Origin of the sequence: Streptomyces hokutonensis (assembly GCF_000376565.1) — a bacterium.
Taxonomy (GTDB): Bacteria; Actinomycetota; Actinomycetes; order Streptomycetales; family Streptomycetaceae; genus Streptomyces; species Streptomyces hokutonensis.
Genome location: NZ_BARG01000079.1, coordinates 80,124 through 97,567 on the forward strand (window position 1 = coordinate 80,124; position 17,444 = coordinate 97,567).

General features: G+C 71.7%; 17 protein-coding genes. 12 read left to right on the forward strand and 5 right to left on the reverse strand.

Annotated elements, in window-relative coordinates; genetic code table 11:
• Positions 1 to 161: 161 nt before the first annotated feature.
• The 5 genes from SSP08S_RS41945 (at position 162) to SSP08S_RS41965 (ending at position 5,353) form a co-directional block, all read left to right on the forward strand.
• Positions 162 to 1,187: a Ppx/GppA family phosphatase gene (locus SSP08S_RS41945; protein ID WP_026179295.1), complete on the forward strand. Its 1,026-nt coding sequence runs from the start codon at positions 162 to 164 to the stop codon at positions 1,185 to 1,187.
• A 261-nt stretch (positions 1,188 to 1,448) separates the two neighbouring features.
• Positions 1,449 to 2,675, forward strand: a complete 1,227-nt coding sequence (locus SSP08S_RS41950; RefSeq protein ID WP_019073643.1) for a PP2C family protein-serine/threonine phosphatase — start codon at positions 1,449 to 1,451, stop codon at positions 2,673 to 2,675.
• Positions 2,676 to 2,760: 85 nt separating this feature from the next.
• Positions 2,761 to 4,401, forward strand: a complete 1,641-nt coding sequence (locus tag SSP08S_RS41955; RefSeq protein WP_019073644.1) for a sensor histidine kinase — start codon at positions 2,761 to 2,763, stop codon at positions 4,399 to 4,401.
• Positions 4,398 to 4,847, forward strand: coding sequence for a response regulator (locus SSP08S_RS41960; protein ID WP_019073645.1), 450 nt, complete (start codon positions 4,398 to 4,400; stop codon positions 4,845 to 4,847). Before SSP08S_RS41955 ends, SSP08S_RS41960 begins: the two co-directional genes overlap by 4 nt.
• Before the next feature lie 50 nt (positions 4,848 to 4,897).
• Positions 4,898 to 5,353, forward strand: coding sequence for a MarR family winged helix-turn-helix transcriptional regulator (locus SSP08S_RS41965; RefSeq protein ID WP_019073646.1), 456 nt, complete (start codon positions 4,898 to 4,900; stop codon positions 5,351 to 5,353).
• Here SSP08S_RS41965 and SSP08S_RS41970 read toward each other — a convergent pair whose 3' ends face one another.
• Together SSP08S_RS41970 and SSP08S_RS41975 are read right to left on the reverse strand one after the other, a co-directional pair.
• Positions 5,354 to 6,547 carry a PP2C family protein-serine/threonine phosphatase gene (locus tag SSP08S_RS41970; RefSeq protein ID WP_019073647.1) on the reverse strand — a complete coding sequence of 398 codons (1,194 nt, stop codon included), beginning with the start codon at positions 6,545 to 6,547 and terminating at the stop codon, positions 5,354 to 5,356.
• 64 nt (positions 6,548 to 6,611) lie between these two features.
• Positions 6,612 to 7,763 (reverse strand): PP2C family protein-serine/threonine phosphatase, encoded by a 1,152-nt coding sequence (locus tag SSP08S_RS41975; protein ID WP_439654594.1) that lies wholly within the window; start codon positions 7,761 to 7,763, stop codon positions 6,612 to 6,614.
• 96 nt (positions 7,764 to 7,859) lie between these two features.
• Between SSP08S_RS41975 and SSP08S_RS41980 the strand changes: the two genes are divergently transcribed.
• Together SSP08S_RS41980 and SSP08S_RS41985 are read left to right on the forward strand one after the other, a co-directional pair.
• Positions 7,860 to 8,345, forward strand: a complete 486-nt coding sequence (locus SSP08S_RS41980; RefSeq protein WP_019073649.1) for a MarR family transcriptional regulator — start codon at positions 7,860 to 7,862, stop codon at positions 8,343 to 8,345.
• 222 nt (positions 8,346 to 8,567) lie between these two features.
• A complete protein-coding gene (locus tag SSP08S_RS41985) occupies positions 8,568 to 9,311 on the forward strand; it encodes a class I SAM-dependent methyltransferase (RefSeq protein ID WP_019073650.1) in 744 nt (247 codons plus the stop codon).
• A gap of 9 nt (positions 9,312 to 9,320) precedes the next feature.
• On the opposite strand, the gene SSP08S_RS41990 is transcribed toward SSP08S_RS41985, so the two are convergent.
• Positions 9,321 to 9,818, reverse strand: coding sequence for an ATP-binding protein (locus SSP08S_RS41990; protein ID WP_019073651.1), 498 nt, complete (start codon positions 9,816 to 9,818; stop codon positions 9,321 to 9,323).
• A 169-nt stretch (positions 9,819 to 9,987) separates the two neighbouring features.
• On the opposite strand from SSP08S_RS41990, the gene SSP08S_RS56925 reads away from it, so the two are divergent.
• The 3 genes from SSP08S_RS56925 to SSP08S_RS56930 all read left to right on the forward strand — a co-directional run bounded on the left by SSP08S_RS56925 (position 9,988) and on the right by SSP08S_RS56930 (position 12,509).
• Positions 9,988 to 10,350: an STAS domain-containing protein gene (locus tag SSP08S_RS56925; RefSeq protein WP_019073652.1), complete on the forward strand. Its 363-nt coding sequence runs from the start codon at positions 9,988 to 9,990 to the stop codon at positions 10,348 to 10,350.
• An 86-nt stretch (positions 10,351 to 10,436) separates the two neighbouring features.
• Entirely contained in the window at positions 10,437 to 11,210 is a 774-nt protein-coding gene (locus tag SSP08S_RS42000) for a maleylpyruvate isomerase family mycothiol-dependent enzyme (protein WP_019073653.1), read from the forward strand.
• A 66-nt stretch (positions 11,211 to 11,276) separates the two neighbouring features.
• A complete protein-coding gene (locus SSP08S_RS56930) occupies positions 11,277 to 12,509 on the forward strand; it encodes a 4-hydroxybenzoate 3-monooxygenase (RefSeq protein WP_019073654.1) in 1,233 nt (410 codons plus the stop codon).
• A gap of 2 nt (positions 12,510 to 12,511) precedes the next feature.
• Here SSP08S_RS56930 and SSP08S_RS42010 read toward each other — a convergent pair whose 3' ends face one another.
• On the reverse strand, positions 12,512 to 13,279 hold the full coding sequence (locus tag SSP08S_RS42010) for an alpha/beta fold hydrolase (protein WP_019073655.1): 768 nt from the start codon (positions 13,277 to 13,279) through the stop codon (positions 12,512 to 12,514).
• Between the two features lie 457 nt (positions 13,280 to 13,736).
• Between SSP08S_RS42010 and SSP08S_RS42015 the strand changes: the two genes are divergently transcribed.
• Positions 13,737 to 14,837, forward strand: a complete 1,101-nt coding sequence (locus tag SSP08S_RS42015; RefSeq protein ID WP_019073656.1) for an LLM class flavin-dependent oxidoreductase — start codon at positions 13,737 to 13,739, stop codon at positions 14,835 to 14,837.
• A complete protein-coding gene (locus tag SSP08S_RS42020) occupies positions 14,834 to 16,234 on the forward strand; it encodes an NtaA/DmoA family FMN-dependent monooxygenase (RefSeq protein ID WP_019073657.1) in 1,401 nt (466 codons plus the stop codon). Before SSP08S_RS42015 ends, SSP08S_RS42020 begins: the two co-directional genes overlap by 4 nt.
• 131 nt (positions 16,235 to 16,365) lie before the next feature.
• Here the strand turns inward: SSP08S_RS42020 and SSP08S_RS42025 are convergent, their stop codons facing one another.
• Positions 16,366 to 17,343, reverse strand: coding sequence for an ArsR/SmtB family transcription factor (locus tag SSP08S_RS42025; RefSeq protein WP_019073658.1), 978 nt, complete (start codon positions 17,341 to 17,343; stop codon positions 16,366 to 16,368).
• Positions 17,344 to 17,444: the final 101 nt, after the last annotated feature.

Sequence of the window (17,444 nt, forward strand, 5' to 3'; positions counted from 1 at the left end):
GGCCCGAGGCTAGGGCTGGGCGGTTCGCGGCCCATCCGTCATGTGACTGCACAGGTGCAGCAATCGGGGTGCTTAGGCGTGCGGTGGTACAGGTGTCGAGGCGCCCTGCCCCCTCCCGCGGATCGCGACTCGCGGCGCTCACCCTGGGTACTCACCGGCTCATGCGGATGAGTGTGGTGGATGTGGGGTCGAACACGGTTCGGCTCGTGGTGGCGGATGTCGGGGACGGTGTGCCGTTGCCGGTGCACACGGCCAAGTGGAAGCTGCGGCTCTCCGAGCGCGTCGGGCCGCACGGAGAGATCCCCGAGGAGGCCGTACGCCATCTCGTGAAGGCGGTGTCGGCCGCCGAGGAGACCGCCCGGCACTGGGGAGCGGCCGGGCCCCTCGCCTTCGCGACGGCGGTCGTCCGCGGCGCGCCCAACCGGCTCGATGTGCTGCGCTCGGTGCATGCGGAGACCGGGATACGACTGTCCACGCTGCCGGGGGAGTTGGAGGGCGAGCTCACGTTTCTCGGCGCCCGGCGCTGGATGGGCTGGCGGGCCGGGCCGCTCGCCCTGTTCGACATCGGGGGAGGCTCCTTCGAGGTCGCGTTCGGACGCGGCCGGCTGCCGGACTTCGTGGCGTCCCTCCCGCTCGGCGCCGGCCGGCTCACCCGGGACTTCCTGCCCGGCCAGGACCGGCCGCCCGAGCAGACGGTCAAGGCGATGCGGCGCGAGGTACGGCACCAACTGCGGGACGTGGCCGCACGGATCCGCTGGGAAGGGCCGCGGACCACGGTGGTGACATCCCGCACCTTTCAGCAACTGGCCCGACTCTGCGGTGCCGCGCCCGGTCGCCAAGGTCCTTTCGTGGAACGGAGGTTGGTGCGGTCGGAGCTGCGCGTGGGCCTCGACCGGCTGGCCGCCCTCGAGGCGTCCGAACGGGCCCTCCTCCCCGGTGTCTCGGCACCACGGGCCGCGCAGAGCCTGGCCGGCGCCGTGGTCGGGCACACGGTGATGAAGCTGACGGGCATCAAGACCGTCACCGTCTGCCCCTGGGGCATCCGCGAGGGAATCCTGCTGCGGTACATCGAGGACGGCGGTTCGTGGTGGACCGAGCTGACCCGCCGTAGCGCCGACGCGGAACCGGTGGGACGGGCCGCCCGGCGCATCGCGCCGGGTCCGGAACCGACGACCGCCGGCGGGTGACGGTCTACGGCCCGAACTCCGTTCGCCCGACTGCCACTTGGCGCCGATCCGCGTACGGTTCGGCGACGAAGGAGGCGGTTCCGCACCGATTCCCGGCGGCCCGTCGTACCCTCAACAGCGCTGGACGCGGGACGCGCTGGACCGTTCCGCTCCCGGCCCCGCCGACCGCGTACGGGACCTTCCGGCGTACCGGTATGCTCTCGACTGTTGTCTGACGGCAACTAAGTTCTCGGGAGTCGGCGCGGTGGGGAGGGCAGGGCCATGGTGGTGCCACGGCCACGGGCCGACGACCTGCTGTCGGTGGGTGGCGAAGGGGTCGGACCGGAGACCTGGGTGGCCTGGCAGCCCTCCGTCCTGCTGGTCGAGGACGACGCGGGCGACGCGCTGCTGGTGGAGGAACTGGTCGCCGACAGCGCGCTGAAGATACGGCTGCAGTGGGTGCGGTCGATGGCCGAGGCCGCCGAGGCGCTCGCGGCCGACGTACCCGACTGCGTCCTGCTCGATCTGCATCTGCCGGACGCCCAGGGGCTGGAGGCGCTCTCCCGGGTACGGGCGGGCGCGGAGCGGGCCGCCGTCGTGGTTCTCACCGGACTCGCCGAGGAGGAGACCGGGCTCGCCGCAGTCGCCGCCGGCGCGCAGGACTACCTGGTCAAGGGCCGCGTCGAACCGGGCCTGTTCGGACGCGCGGTGCGCTACGCGATCCAGCGCAAGCAGGCCGAGCGGGCGGCCGTCGCCCTCCAGTCCAGCCGTATGCAGGCCCAGGAGAACGCCCGCCTCGAACGCGGACTGCTGCCCAGGCCCCTGCTGCGAGGCGAGGGCGTGGAAGCGGTGGCCCGCTACCGTCCCGGGCGCGCGCAGGCGCTGCTGGGCGGTGACTTCTACGACATCGTGCAGAGCGTCGACGGCACGGTCCACGCGGTGGTCGGTGACGTCTCCGGGCACGGCCCCGACGAAGCCGCCCTCGGTGTCGCGCTGCGGATCGCCTGGCGCACGCTGGTGCTCAGCGGTGTCACGGGCGCCGAACAGGTGGCCCGGCTGGAGGAACTCCTCGTCGCCGAGCGCATCCGCGGCGAGGTCTTCGCCACCCTCGTCTGTCTCACCGCCGCACCCGGCGAGCGCACGGCCCGCGTGGTGCGGGCCGGGCACCACGGACTGCTGATGCGGGACGCCGGCGGTGTGGACTGGGTGGAGGTGCCCGGCGGTCCGGCACTGGGCGTGCTGCCCGGCCTCGCGGACTGGCCGGTCGCGGAGCTTTCGGTGCCGGCGGGCGCGGCCGTGGTCCTCTTCACCGACGGACTTTTCGAGGGACACGTCGGCCGGGGCTCGGAGCGCCTGGGGGAGGACGGGCTGCTGCGACTCGCCCGGGAGCGGGCCGCGCTGGCCCCGGAGCCGTTCGTCGACGAACTGATCGCCCGTGCCGAGGCCCTGGCCGAGACCCGGGGCGGCCTGGCGGACGACGTGGCCGTGCTGCACCTGCACTGGACATGAGACAACTGCCCCGGACGTGATTCACCCCGCCAGAAACGAGCAGGTGGGACGAGAGGGTGCCGCAACGAGACGAACGGTGAGGGACATGGCGGGCGGAACAGGGATCGGGCGCCGGCTGACGGTTCAGGGATGGTTCTTCCTCGCGCTGTCGCTCATGGTGCTGCTCGTGGTCGTCGGCACCGCGATCGGCGCGAACCTGCTCAGCCGTACCGCCGACGTCACCGACGACCTGCTCCAGCGCGTACAGCCCGCCCAGACCGAGGCGTACCGGCTGCAGGCCGCCCTGGTCAACCAGGAGACCGGCATCCGCGGCTACGCGATCGCCGCCGACAAGCAGTTCCTCGCCCCCTACACCACCGGCAAGCAGGACGAGGCCCACTCGGCGGCCAGGCTGCGCGAACAGCTCCGCGACCGGCCCCGACTGCTCGCCGATCTACGGGCGGTGGAGCGCGGGGCGGCCGAGTGGCGGCGGACCTACGCCGAACCCCTGGCCGCCGCCGTCACCCCCGGCCGCCCGCACGCCGTCGACCAGACCAACGTCGACAGCGGCAAGCACGACTTCGACCGGCTGCGCACCCTCTGGGCGACCCAGAACGCCGATCTCGCGCGGGCCGTGAAGGAGGGCCGCGCCCACCTCGCCCACCAGCGGACGGTGCGCGACACCGTGCTGAGCGGCATGGTCGCCGCCTTTCTGCTCACCGGCGTCGCCCTCGCCGTACTCGTACGAAGGCTGGTGACCCGGCCCCTGGAGGCGCTGAGCACGGCGTCGGAACGGGTCGCGGCGGGCGACTTCGCGCACCGCATCACCGGGGACGGGCCCGCCGACCTCACCGCGGTGGCCGGAGCCGTCGAGGGCATGCGCAGACGGATCGTCGCCGCACTCGACGCCTCCCGCGAGAAGGAGGAGGTACTCGGCCGCCAGGCCGAGGAGTTGGACGCCCAGGCCGTCGAACTGCGCCGGTCCAATGCCGAGTTGGAGCAATTTGCCTACGTCGCCTCGCACGATCTGCAGGAACCGCTGCGCAAGGTCGCCTCGTTCTGCCAACTGCTGGAGAAGCGGTACGGGGACAAACTGGACGAACGCGGGCTCCAGTACGTCGACTTCGCCGTCGACGGCGCCAAACGCATGCAGGTGCTCATCAACGACCTGCTCACCTTCTCCCGCGTCGGGCGCCTCGACGACACCCGGGAGAAGGTCGGTCTCGACCAGGCGCTGGACAAGGCGCTGCGGAACCTCGCGGCGGCCGTCGAGGAGTCGGAGGCCCGGATCGACCTGCCCGAGACCCTGCCCGAGACCGTCGGCGATCCGACGCTGCTCACCATGCTCTGGCAGAACCTCGTGGGCAACGCCCTCAAGTTCCGCCACCCGGACCGCGCCCCCCAGGTCTCCGTCACCTGCGAACCCGACCCGGAGACCTCCGGCATGTGGCGCCTGTGCGTCACCGACAACGGCATCGGCATCCCCGAGGAGTTCACCGACAAGGTCTTCGTCATCTTCCAGCGGCTGCACAGCCGCGACGCCTACGGCGGCACCGGCATCGGACTCGCCCTGTGCAAGAAGATCGTCGAACACCACGGCGGCCGGATCTGGATCGACAGCACGGTCGGCGAGGGCACCCGCTTCTGCTTCACACTCCCGTTCGCAGAGGAGGCCGAAGAAGCCGCAGTAGCTGCGGAAACCACTGAAACCCCTGAAGTCACCGACGACCAGAAGGCCCTGACATGACCCTCCCCGACGCGACCCCGATCGACGTCCTCCTCGTCGAGGACGATCCGGGCGACGAACTGATGACCCGGGAAGCCTTCGAGGACAACAAGATCGGCAACACCCTCCACGTCGTCCGGGACGGCGAGGAGGCCCTCGACTTCCTCTACCGGCGCGGCGCGCACACCGGTGCCCCGCAGCCCGACCTCATCCTGCTCGACCTCAACCTGCCGAAGTACGACGGCCGTCAGGTCCTGGAGAAGATCAAGTCCGACCCGGAGCTGGTGCACATCCCCGTCGTCGTCCTGACCACCTCCTCGGCCGAGGAGGACATCCTCCGCAGCTACAAGCTGCACGCCAACGCCTATGTCACCAAGCCGGTCGACCTGGACCAGTTCATCGCCGCGGTCCGGCAGATCGACGACTTCTTCGTGCAGGTGGTCCGCCTGCCCCACCGCCCCGGCTGAGACACCGGGATCCGCGTCACCACACCCGACTTCCTTGAGGTGTCGAACTCGTGGCAACGCACCAGGAGGCCGACGGCACGGACCCCGTCGCCGATGCCGTGGACGGCCTGACCGAACTGTGGACCACGGCGGCGGAAGACGCGTCGGTACGTCTCTCGCCGTATCAACTGCGCGCCCTGCACGCCCTGGAGGCCGCGCCGGGCGCGAACCTGACCATGCTGGCGGACCGGCTCGACGCCGGCCTGCCCACGGTGAGCCGGCTCTGCGACCGGCTCGAGGCGGCCGGGCTGCTGGTCAGGGACGCGGTACCCCACAACCGCCGGGAGGTACGGCTGAGTCTCACCGCGCACGGACGGGACGTCCTCGCGGAGGTCGCCGTACTCAGGTCCCGGGCGCTGGCAGCGGTCGTGGACGCGATGGAGCCGGACGACCGCGCGGGGCTGGAGCGCGGCCTGCGGGCATTCGCCGCCGCACGGCGGAACCGGCCGCCCGGCGACGGCAGTTGATCACGGCGTTGCGGGCTCGCGTCCGTGCCAGTCGAGGCAGACCACGGCCGCGTCGGCGGTCAGGTCCGTGCTGCCGAAGTGGTCGGCCAGGCTCGCCACCACCGAGCGCGCGGCCTCCTGCGGAGCCTGCGCCGGTACCGCGTCGAGGGCTCGGCGCAGCGCCTGTTCGCCGAACGGGATGCCCTGCGGTGAACGGGTCCCGTGGACGCCGGTACTCACCGCCACGAGCCGGTCTCCCGGTCGTACGGAGAAGATCTGCTCCTCGTACGCGGTCTCCTCGAACATGCCGAGCGGGAGCTGTGCCTCCATCTCGATCTGCCGCACGGCGTGGCCGCGCCTGCGGTACAGGCGGGGCGAGCCGGCGTCGACCGCCTGGACCGTGCCGGTCGCGAGGTCGAAGCGGAGCAGCAGGGTGGAGGCGTAGACCTTGCCGCCGAACTGGGCGTAGACCGCCTGGTCGGCCAGCCGGGCCTGGTCCGCGAGGCCGAGGCCGGCGCGGCGGGCGTTGCGCAGGGCGCCGACCGCGACACCGGTCAGCAGGGAGGCGTCGATGCCGCGGCCCATGCCGTCGGTCACCGTCATGGTGAGGTGACCGCCGTCGGCGCTCCAGTCGAAGTTGTCGCCGCCGACGGTGTACGCCGGCTCCAAATGGGCGCCGATCTCGAACTCCGGACGTCCGCAGCCCCGTCCCGGCAGGAGCTGCCACTGCAGCTCGGCGGCCAGCGTGAGGCGTCGGCTGCGGCGGGCCAGGAGGTAGAGGTCGGTGTCGCGTTCCGCCGCGGCGATCTCGTGGCCCAGGGCGGTGGCGAACTCGGCGAGTCCGCGCACCCCGGCCGGACCGGCGCCGGGGGAGGGGAGGCGGGCGGAGAGGACGCCGAGGCGGTCGCCGCGCACCGAGACGGGCACATGCACGGCGGCGGTCCCGTCGGCAGCCGCTTCGACGACCGGCGTCTGCTCCGTGAACGCCCTCCCGGCCGGGCCGCCTCGGGCGGACAGCGGTTCGTCGGCGCCCGGGAGCGGGTCGACCGGGCGCAGCACCCGCAGGCCGTAGTCGGCGAGGAGAAGGACGACCTCGCGGGCTCCGGCGCGGTCACCGAGCAGCCGGCGGGCTGTCGCCACCAGAGCGTCGGACGGAGCCGACCGCAACTCGCTCTCGAAGGAAGGGAGCGGCTCAGAGGTGCTCACGGTGTTCACCCTTCCGGCTCAGGGTCTTCACACTAGCGCCGCACCGGTGAGAGGGGGACACAGCGGACACACCTCACCGTCCGCGCCAGTCCAGGCACACCACCAGGGCGTCGTCGTCGGGGGTCGGTGTGCCGCGGTGGCCGGTCAGTTCGCGCAGTACGGCTCTGGGGACGTCGGCGGCGGGCAGCAGTCTCGTGTGCTGGATCGCCCGTGCCAGCGCCGCGTCCCCGTACGCCTCACCCTTGGGCGAGGCGACGGCGTGCACCCCGTCGCTGACGAAGAGGATCCGGTCCCCGGGCTCGATCGCGAAGTCCTGCTCGACGTAGTCGGTCTCCTCGAACATGCCGAGCGGCAACTGCTCGTCGAAGACGATCCGTTCCACCACCCCGTCGCGCAGCCGCAGCGTCTGCGGCGATCCGGCGTCCACCACCCGGGCCCGCCCGGTGGTGAGTTCGAAGTCGAACATCAACACGGACATATGGCTACGGCCCCGGTAGTGGGCGTACACCGCCTGGTCCGCGAGGGCCGCCTGGTCGGCGAGGGGGATGCCCGCCCGGCGCGCGTTGCGCAGGGCGTTGACCGTCAGGTTCGTCAGCAGGGAGGCCTCGATGCCCTCGCCCATGCCGTTCGAGACGTAGAGCGCGAGACGGTCGGCCGTGGCGGACCAGTCGAAGTTGTCGCCGTGGATCGCGTAGGCGGGCTCCAGTTGAGCCCCGAGTTCGAACTCCGGGCGGGAGCACGAGCGGCCGGGCAGCAGCTGCCACTGCATCTCCGCCGCCAGCGTGAGCCGGTCCTTGCGCCGGGCCCGCAGATACAGGTCCGTGTCGCGCTCGGCCACCAGCACCTCGTGCCCCAACACCTCGGCCAGCTCGGCCAGTTCGGGCAGACACTCGCGTACGTGGTCGCCGCCGGGCAGCGTCACCGAGAGCACGCCGAGGCGGTCCCCGCGCACACTGACCGGAAGGTGGAGGCACACGCTGCCGTCCCCGAAGTTCCCCTCCACGAAAGGCTCCTGGGCTCCGAAGGCACGGCCCGCAGGGGTGTTGTGCACGGAGACCGGCGGCAGGGTGTGCGGCAGATCGGTGACGCGCTGCAGCACGGTCAGGCCGTAGTCGGCCACCAGCAGGTCCACGGAGTCCGCCGCGTACCGCCGGACCAGTTCCCGGCCGACCACGTCGGGGAGCTCATGGGGCGCCGCCGTCCGCAGCGCCCGCTCGACAGCAATGAGTCTGTTCACGATCGCAGATATGCCAATCTCTCCCTCGAAGAATGCCTCGCACGTGCCTAGTACGCTGGAACCCGTCCCTGTGCCTGCGAGAGTGTGACCGTGACGTCCATCCACCCCCGCCCCGAACCCGCCGAGGTCGCACGCGTCACCTCTACGGCCGCGGAACTGCTGGAAGTCCTGTGGGGGCGCGCCTCGACCGCGCCCGCGTCCGCCTCGCAGCTACGAGTCCTGTTCATCCTGGAACACCACGAGGGCATCAACCTGCGCACCCTCGCCGACCACCTCGCCTCGACCCCGCCGTCGACAAGCCGCCTCTGCGACCGGTTGCAGGCCGCCGGGTTCGTCGACCGCGAGGTGAGCCCCACGGACCGGCGCGAGGTGCGCCTGTACCTGAGCGGTCCGGGGCGGGTCTTCCTGTCGGACCTGCGGGCCCGCCGGGAGCAGGCGTTGGGCGCGGTGCTGGCACAGATGCCGGCCGCCGGGCGCGACGCGCTGCTCACCGGTCTGGAGGCGTTCTGCGCGGTGGCGTCGGAGCGGATCCACGACCACGACGAGTCCGCCGACAGCCGCACCGCGTGACCGGGCCACCGGCTTCTTGATCTCCTCGGGCATGGTTCACCTCAGGTCGTCGGGCGCGGCGTACGGTTCCTTGCCTGCTCACGGGTGCCCGCGTCCGACGGAGCCAGACCTGTCGTCCCTGAGGCATACGTCACGCTGAGCGACGGCGACGCGATCAACCGCGGGCGAGGGCGAGGAGGAATTCGTTGGACAACTCGGCCGCCGCGAGCGAGCGTTGGCGGAATGCGGCAGGAGAAGATCTGGGACGCCGACGCGGCTCAGCGGTACGACACTCCCGGCACCGGCATGTTCGCGCCCGAGACGCTGGGGCCGGCCGTGGAGCGGCTCGCGCGACTCGCGGGGGACGGCGCGGCACTCGAGTTCGCCATCGGGACCGGCCGGGTCGCCGTGCCGCTCGCCGAGCGCGGAGTCCCCGTCACCGGCATCGAGCTGTCACGGCCGATGGTGGAGCGGCTGCGGACCAAGGCGGACGAGGCGACGATCCCCGTGACCATCGGCGACATGGCGACGACGGTCGTCCCCGGGACGTACAGCCTCGTCTACCTCGTCTACAACACCATCTCGAACCTGCTCACCCAGGCCGAGCAGGTCGAGTGCTTCCGCAACGCCGCCCGCCATCTCGCACCGGGCGGCCGGTTCGTGATCGAGCTCTGGGTGCCCGAGTTGCGCAAGCTGCCGCCCGGCCAGCAGGCAACCGTCTGGCGGACCGACCCCGACTACATCGCCCTGGACACCTACGACGTCCTCAACCAGCGTGCCGTGTCGCACCACTTCCGGATCGACGGGGCCGGCCGGGCGCGGCTCGCACTCAGCCCGCACCGCTACATCTGGCCGGCCGAACTCGACCTCATGGCCCAACTGGCGGGCTTCGAACTCGAGTCGAGACACGCGGACTGGGACGGGACCGAGTTCACCGCCGAGTCGCCTTCTCATGTCTCCGTCTACCGGGTCCCGGCCACGACGTGAGCGTCCGACTCACGTGCGGAGCGGGCCGCCGCCGGTGACGTCCGTGTCGGGACCGTCCGTCAGCGCGATGCGCGCGGTGATGCGCTTGCCCACCGGTTCGCGCTGTGCCTCGAAGCCGCGCGAGACGGCCCGTACGATCTCCAGACCGTGCTGGCCCACCCGTTGGGCGTCGGCGGCACGGGCGACCGGCAGCACCGGGTCGGAGTCCCACACCTCCACCTCGACCAGGGCGTCGACGATCCGCAGATCCATCAGCACCGGGCCGGGCGCGTACTTGCGGGCGTTGGTGACCAGTTCGCTGACCACCAACTGCGTGAGATCCATTGCACGGGCCGACACCGGGAGTCCGTACTCGGTCCGTGCCCGGACGAGGAACATCGCGGCCAACTGCCGGGCCTCGGCGATGCAGGAGCCGTCCCCGTCCAGTGCCACGGTGGACCGTATGGGCCGAGCCCGGGCCCTGGCCTGCGGCGCCGTGCCGTCGTCCTCCGAAGAGTCTGGTTCCATCCGGATCGTTTCACCGCCTTCTGCGTGCCCCGCGCATACCCCGTGAGGCACCACCCACTCCGTCAATTTCTGTCGGCTCCACAGGACGGGGCATCAACCGTACGATGCGGGGCAGCACTTCGGATGAAATCCTGATCCGCAGCGCTCGCCGACTCGTGTATGAGGACAGATGGTGGATACCGAACAGCCGGGCCAGTCAGGGCAGTTGACGGTCAGGACCGATGTCGTCGACGGCATCGTCGTCGTGGCCCTGGCCGGAGAGATCGACCACCAGACGGCCGCTCCGCTGAGGGAGGCGCTGGACCTGCCGGACGGGGTCGCACCGCATGTCGTCCTCGACCTGCGCCAGGTGACCTTCATGGACTCCAGCGGCATCAACATCCTCCTCGCCGTCCACCAGACGCTCGCCCAGGCGAACGGCTGGCTGCGACTGGCGGGGACCACCCCCTCCGTGCAGCGCGTCATCCAGCTCGTCGGCATCGACGGAGTCGTCGACTGCTACCCGACTGTCCAACAGGCCCTCGCCCACTGACCGTTGGGGTAGCGCAGCACGCTCTCCGCAGGTCGGGACCGGAAAATGGTTGTCCTGTCGACGGGGCGCGGTGATAGACATTCGGCGTGACGAAGACTCTCGAATTCGCGGACCTGCTGCGGCTGATCGACGAACGGTCGACGGCGTTCCGGGCCGCGGTCGCCGCCGCGCCCAGCCTCGACGCGCAGGTGCCGACCTGCCCCGAGTGGACCCTGTTCGACCTGGTGCAGCACCTGGGCACCGTGCACCGCCGCTGGGCCGCCATCGTCGCCGCCGGGCCCGCCGACAGCCGGGCGAACCCCGCCCCCTCGGAAGTGCCCCGGGAGCGTGAGGCCCTGCTCGCCTGGTCGGCCGAGTCCACGCGGCAACTGCTGGGCACACTGCGGGAGTTCGGCCCGGATCGCGGCTGCTGGACATGGTGGGGCGACGGGCAGTCCCCGCAGACCTCCGGTGCCGTCGCCCGGCACCAGGTCCAGGAGGCCACGGTGCACACCTACGACGCCCAGCTCACCGCCGGCGACCCGCAGCCGCTGCCCGAGGAGGCGGCGCTGGACGGTGTCGAGGAGTTCGTGTTCACCTGCAACGCGACGACGAGCCCCTGGCCGCACGACCCCGCCACCGTCGACTACCACGCCACCGAGGGCCGGTCCTGGCGCCTCGAACTCTCCGCCGCCGGCGCGCGGGCCACGCCCATTCCCGCGTCCGCGCCGATTCCCGCCGACACCGCCTACGCCTCCGCCCGGGCCACGGCCGGAGAACTGGTCCTCTTCATGTACGGCCGTACCTACGTCGAACCCCTGAAGATCGACGGCGAGCAGCGACTCTTCGACCAGCTCATCGCCTGGGACCCGTCGGCGTAGGGGAACACCGGCTGTGCCCCGCGGCGACCGGATCTGCTCGGCTAGGGTGACCCCGGAGGTGGTCAAGTGGCCGACAGTACGCGGGAGTTGAGCCAGGCGCCGGAGTCCACGACGGTGGTGGTGATCGGCGCCGGCCCGGCCGGCATGACCGTCGCGAACCTGTTGCAGCGCAGCGGCGTCGACTGCGTCGTCCTCGAACGCCGGACCCGCGAGTACGTGGCGCAGCGCCAGCGGGCCGGCATCGTCGAGACCCGCGCGGTGCGCATGTTCGACTCCTGGGGGCTGGCCGACCGGGTCCTGGGCGGTGTCCCGCACCAGGGCATCCTGGAACTCCGCGTCGACGGCGAACCCCATCTCGTGTCGGACTACGACGGCTCCGAGGGACCGACCGCCCGCCTCTGCCCCCAGCAGATGCTGGTCCAGAAACTCACCGCCGAGTACCTCGTGAACGGCGGCGACCTGCGCTTCGAGGCCGCCGACGTCACCCTGCACGACGTGACCGGCGACCGCCCCACCGTCCGCTACCGCACCGCGGACGGTGAACTCCGCACCCTCACCTGCGAGTTCGTCGCGGGCTGCGACGGCGACCACGGCATCAGCCGCACCTCCGTCCCCGACGGGACCCTCACGCCGTACGCCTTCGACCACGGCATCGGCTGGCTGACGGTCCTCGCCGACGCCCCGCCGCCGGCCCACCCACTCCTGGCCGTCAGCCCTCAGGGCTTCGCCGCGCACTTCCCGCGCGGCCCCTACACCAGCCGCTACTACCTCCAGTGCCCGCCCGACGACCACCCCGACGCCTGGCCCGACGACCGGGTCTGGGACGCCCTGCGCACCCGGCTCGGCGATCCGGCCCTCGTCTCCGGCCCGATCACCGACCGCGAGATCTTCCGGCTCCGCAGCCTGGTCCACGACCCGATGCAGTACGGCCGTCTCTACCTCGTCGGCGACGCGGCGCACATCGTCTCGCCGATGGGCGGCAAGGGCATGAACCTCGCGCTCTACGACGCCGATCTCTTCGCCCGGGCCGTACGGGACTCCGTCCACGACCAGGACGACACGGCCCTGCGCACCTACTCGGAGCGCTGTCTGCGCCGCGTCTGGAACGACCAGGAGTTCTCGCACTGGATGACCGGCATGCTCCACGACGCCGGAGACGCCACCAACTCCGGCCCCTTCCGCCGCGGCCTGGCCCGCGCCCGACTCGACCGGCTCTTCACAGCCCCCGGCGCGGCCCGCGCCTTCTCCGAACTCATGACAGGGCTGGAATTCGGAGAAAGCGCGGGGCCACCGCGCTGAGATCAGCTACGGCGCAGCTGCCGTACGAAGAACCTCACCGCGCTGTCCGCCTCGAACCTCGGCAGCTCCTTGTGCGCGCCCGAGTTGACGTGCAGTGACTTCTCCCGCGAGGCGAAGGCGTCGAACAGCGCGAGACCGGACGGGCGCGGGATGTGCTCGTCGTCCCACTGAAGGGCGAACTCGATCGGTACCGTGATGCGCCGCGCAGTCTCGGCGAGGGCGTCGTCGTACCAGAAGAGGCCGAACACCGCGGCGGTGATGCGGGGTTCGGCCGCCGTCAGCGGGATGCCGATCGCGGTGCCCATGTTCAGGCCGTAGTAGCCGACGGGCCCTTCGGCGCCGATCTCCGGCAGTTCCTGGAGGGCGTCCAGGGCCGCCCGCCACTCCGGTACGGCACGCTCCGCGAGGTGGCCGTTGTAGCGGACGACGATCTCGCCGACCGGTTCGCCGGCCGCCATCGCCTTCTGCATCGCGGCGATCTCCCGCTCGTCGTGCGCGGTCCGCGGTCGGCCGCCGTGGCCCGGCGCGTCGATGACGGCGACATGGAAGCCGCCGTCGGCCACGAGGAGTTGGGCGCGGCCTGTCATGGCGGGGGACTTCCTGTGGTTGCCGCCGCCGTGCCCCATCAGCACGAGGGGCGCGCGATCGCCACCGGTCTCCGGCGACCAGAGGGCGCCGGTGATCTCACCCATGGTGAAGTCGTGCTGGACGACACCGTCGGACGTGGTCTCCGCGGTGAAGTAGAAGTGCTTGGAATCAGTGGAATTCATGGCTTGTCGCCTTTCGGGAGTGCCTTGTCGTGAGGCGCTCCCGGCGACACCTATGTCACTGGCCCAACCGTGAAGAAGAGGGGGAGCACCCACCTGCGTACTGCGTTCATGGGTCTCACCTCCTCGCGTGTCGTCACGGCCTACGGCAAGTTAGCAGCCGCCTCGTCCGCGCGGCCAACGTATTTTGCCGAGCCGTTGCCGCATGCACATACATCTAATGTTCTTGACATCTTCCGGGACCGACGACGAAGGTTGAGGCGATCGCTCCCGGACGGGTGGAGGCCCCATGTGCGCACATGACGCCGCGCCTCGCGGTGCCGTCCCGGGCGCGCGGCTGATCATTCGCCGGCATGTCGACTACTGCCGTACCGCCTCCGCCGTCTGTCCTTCCGTACGCCTCTGACCCACGTCGGCCCCACGGGCCGTCCGTCTCGACGCGTTCTCGGAAGGAACACCCATGTCCGGCTCCGCTCTGCGGCTCGCCCTCGAAATCGACGGCGACGGCGCCCATCCCGTGGCCTGGCGCCGCGCCGCCCACTCGCCCGACCACCTGCTGAGCCCGCGCCGGGTGGCCCGAGTCGCCGCCGACGCGGAGAACGCCGGGTTCACCCTGCTCACCCTGGAGGACGGCGCGCTCCCGCCCGGCACCGGCCCGGACGCGGTCGGCCGGATCGGCGCGGTGGAGCGGGCCGCGTTCATCGCCGCGTCGACGAGTGTCGTCGGTGTGGCGCCGGTCGTGCCGCTCACCTATGCCGAACCGTTCCATGTCTCCAGCCAGTTGGCGTCCCTGGACCACATCTCGGTCGGGCGTGCCGGGTGGGTGGTGAGCGAGGAGACGCGCGCCGAGGCCGCCACCGTGTGGGGGCGCCCGCTCGTCGACGGGGCCACGGCCCGCGCCCGCGAGTCCCGGGACGGCGTCGAGGTCGTCCGCGCGCTGTGGGACTCCTGGGAGGACGACGCGGTCATCCGCTCCGTCGCCACCAGCCGCTACCTCGACCGCGAGCGGCTGCACTACGTCGACTTCACCGGCGACACCTACACGGTCAAGGGCCCGGCGATCGTGCCGCGCCCGCCGCAGGGCCAGCTCGTCGTGTTCGGCCTGCCCGACCGCGTGCCCGCCGGGCAGCTCGACGTCGCCCTCGTCGAGGGCCGCGACCTCGCCGCCGTCACCTCGGGCGCGGCCGGCGCCGGAACGCCGCGTACCTTCGCCGAGATCGAGGTCGCCCTCGACACCGCCCACGCGACGGCCGAGGAACGCGTTGCCGACCTCGAACGCCACGCTCCCTGGCCCGACCTGGGACGGCTGCGCCACATCGGCTCGGCCGCCGGACTCGCCCTGCTGCTGGGGGAGTTGAGGGGAGTGGTGGACGGAGTGCGGCTGCACCCGCTGGTGCTCGACGAGGACCTCCCCGAACTCTCCCGGCTGGTCCTGCCCCACCTCTTCGAACGACGGCACGCCCTACGGCCCCTGCCCGCCGCGACCTTGCGCACTCACCTGGGCCTGGACCGGCCCGCGAACCGGTACGCCGCCGCGGCCGTCCAGGAGGAAGCCCGATGACCCGCACCGACCCCCTCGACGTCCCCCGCCCGGACGCCCAGCTCCACCTCGGCGTCTTCTTCCAGGGCGTCAACCACTGGACGATCTGGTCCGACCCGGCCAGCGGTTCCCAGATCGACCCCGCCAACTTCCGGCGCGTCGCCCGGACCGCCGAACGCGGCCTGTTCGACGCGTTCTTCCTGGGGGAGGGGCTGCGGCTGCGCGAGGTCGACGGACAGATCCACGACCTCGACGTCGCCGGACGGCCCGACGCCATCACCCAACTCGCCGCGCTGGCAGCCGTGACCGACCGGATCGGCCTGGTCAGCACCTCCAACACCACCTTCAACGAACCAGCCGACCTCGCCCGCCGCCTCTCCGGCCTCGACCTGCTCTCCGAGGGCCGCGCCGGCTGGAACGTGGTGACCACCGACAACGCCTGGACCGGCGCCAACTTCCGCCGCGGCGGCTATCTCGACCACGCGGACCGCTACCGGCGCGCCGAGGAGTTCCTCACCGTCGCCCGCGCCCTCTGGGACGCCTGGACGGACGCGGCAGTCTCCGACTCGGCCGCCGCCCCGGCCTGGGCGGCACCCGGCGCCGTACGCCAAGTCCGCCACCAGGGACCGCAGTTCGACGTCGACCTCGCACCCACGCTGCCGCGCAGCGCCCAGGGACACCCGGTGATCTTCCAGGCCGGGGACTCCGGCGAGGGCCGCGACTTCGCCGCCCGCAACGCCGACGTCATCTTCTCCGCGCACGGCAACGACTTCGACGACGCGCTCGCCTTCGCCGACGACCTGCGGGCCCGACTGCGGGCCGCAGGACGCCCCGAGGACGACCTGCGCATCCTCCCGGGCACCGAGATCATCATCGGCGCCACGGAGGAGGAGGCACTGGAGAAGAAGCGCTGGATCCGTCTCCAACAGGTCACCCCTGCAACGGCGTTGGGCATCGCCGGACTCCTGTGGGGCATCGACCTCTCCGGCCGTGACGCCGATGGGCCGCTGCCCAAGGAGGACCCGGTCGTCGCCGAGAACGACGGCTCCTTCGGCGCACGGCGGATCGCCGACCCGCGCCAAGTCGTCGCCGAATGGCGGGAGAAGGCCGACGCGAACCGCTGGTCGCTGCGCGAGACCGTCATCGCGCTCGGCCCCCAGCGTGGCCATGTCGGCACCCCGGAGGGACTGGCGGACAAGTTCGCCCACTACGTCCGGCACGGCGCCGTCGACGGCTTCAACGTCACGCCGTACCTGATCCCCGACGGCCTGGACGACATCGTCGACCTGCTCGTCCCCGCACTCCAGGAACGCGGCGTCTACCGCACCGAGTACACCGGCACGACCCTGCGCGAACACCTCGGCCTGCGGGAACCGCTCACCCACCGCACCGCCACGGACCGCCGGCAGGCGGGCTGACCCACGGCCGCGGCGGCCACCGTCCCCCCTGTGCACGGTGGCCACCGCGTGCCGTCGCTCCAACCCTCGCCGCGCGGGAAGCACGGGGCAATGAATTCGAAAGCGTTCTAAATGACCCCGGCGGGGGTCGGTCACCGATCCAGCAGGCGCAGGCCCAGGGGCGTCGCCGAGTGCCGTACGAACTGGCCCTCCCGGTGACTGGCGATCAGACCTCCGTCGCGCAGCACACCGAGCTGGTAACTGGCGCTGGGCAGCGCGATGTTGGCCGCCGAGGCCACCTCGGACGTGGTCCGTGCGCCATGGCGGGCCAGATGCGCCAGCACGACCGTCCGGGTACGGCCGAGCAGTCGCTCCAGCCCGTCCCTGCTCTCCCGGACGATCTCCAGGGGCTGTTTGGCGACCGGGTAGACGAGCACCGGCCCGAGCGTGGGGTCCGCGAGGGCGGTGGGTCTGCGCCAGCAGAAGTAGGACGGGACGAGCAGCAGGCCCCGCCCCTCCAGATGCAGTTCGCGGTCGACGGGATAGTCCACCTCCAGCACCGGGGCGTGCCAACGGGCGTGCGGGCGCAGGCTGTTGAGGAGGGCTGAGGTGCCGCCGTCGAGGAGTGCGCGGGCGCGCAGTTCGACATCGTCGCCGACGGCTGCCTGCACACGGGGCCAGTACGGTTCGAGCAGGGTCCCGCAGGACACTTCCAGGGCCCGCGTCAACGCCCCCAGGGCCTTGGTCCCCGGCCGGTCGAGCGTGGAGACCCACGACGGCAGCGGACGCGACTCGGCGAGCCGCGACAGCTCACGGCTCAACCGGGCGCGGGAGGTGGCCCGTACCTCGTCGAGACCACCGGCCAGACCGCTGCCCGTGACGGACGGCGTGAGGAAGTCGGGGATGTAGCCCACCGGAGGAATCAGCGTCCGCAACGGCGACAGGGCCCGCCCGGCCCGCGGGTCCTCGGCCAGCCGGTCGCGCACCGAGCGGCGCCAGTGCCCGAATTCGAGCGCCCCCTGTCGGCTGTCCAACCGGCAGACACCGCACACGAGTTCCCACAGCGCATGAGGCTGGCGGGCGACCCGGATGCTCTGCAGATCCCGCGAGGTGAAGTGAATTCGGAGCATGCGACCTCATTCCCGCGCGTGGTCAGTGCGCGTGATCGGTGGGGGGTCACGGCCGCAAAAAAACCGGCGCGCCACTCATGGGGACGACTGAGAGGCGCGCT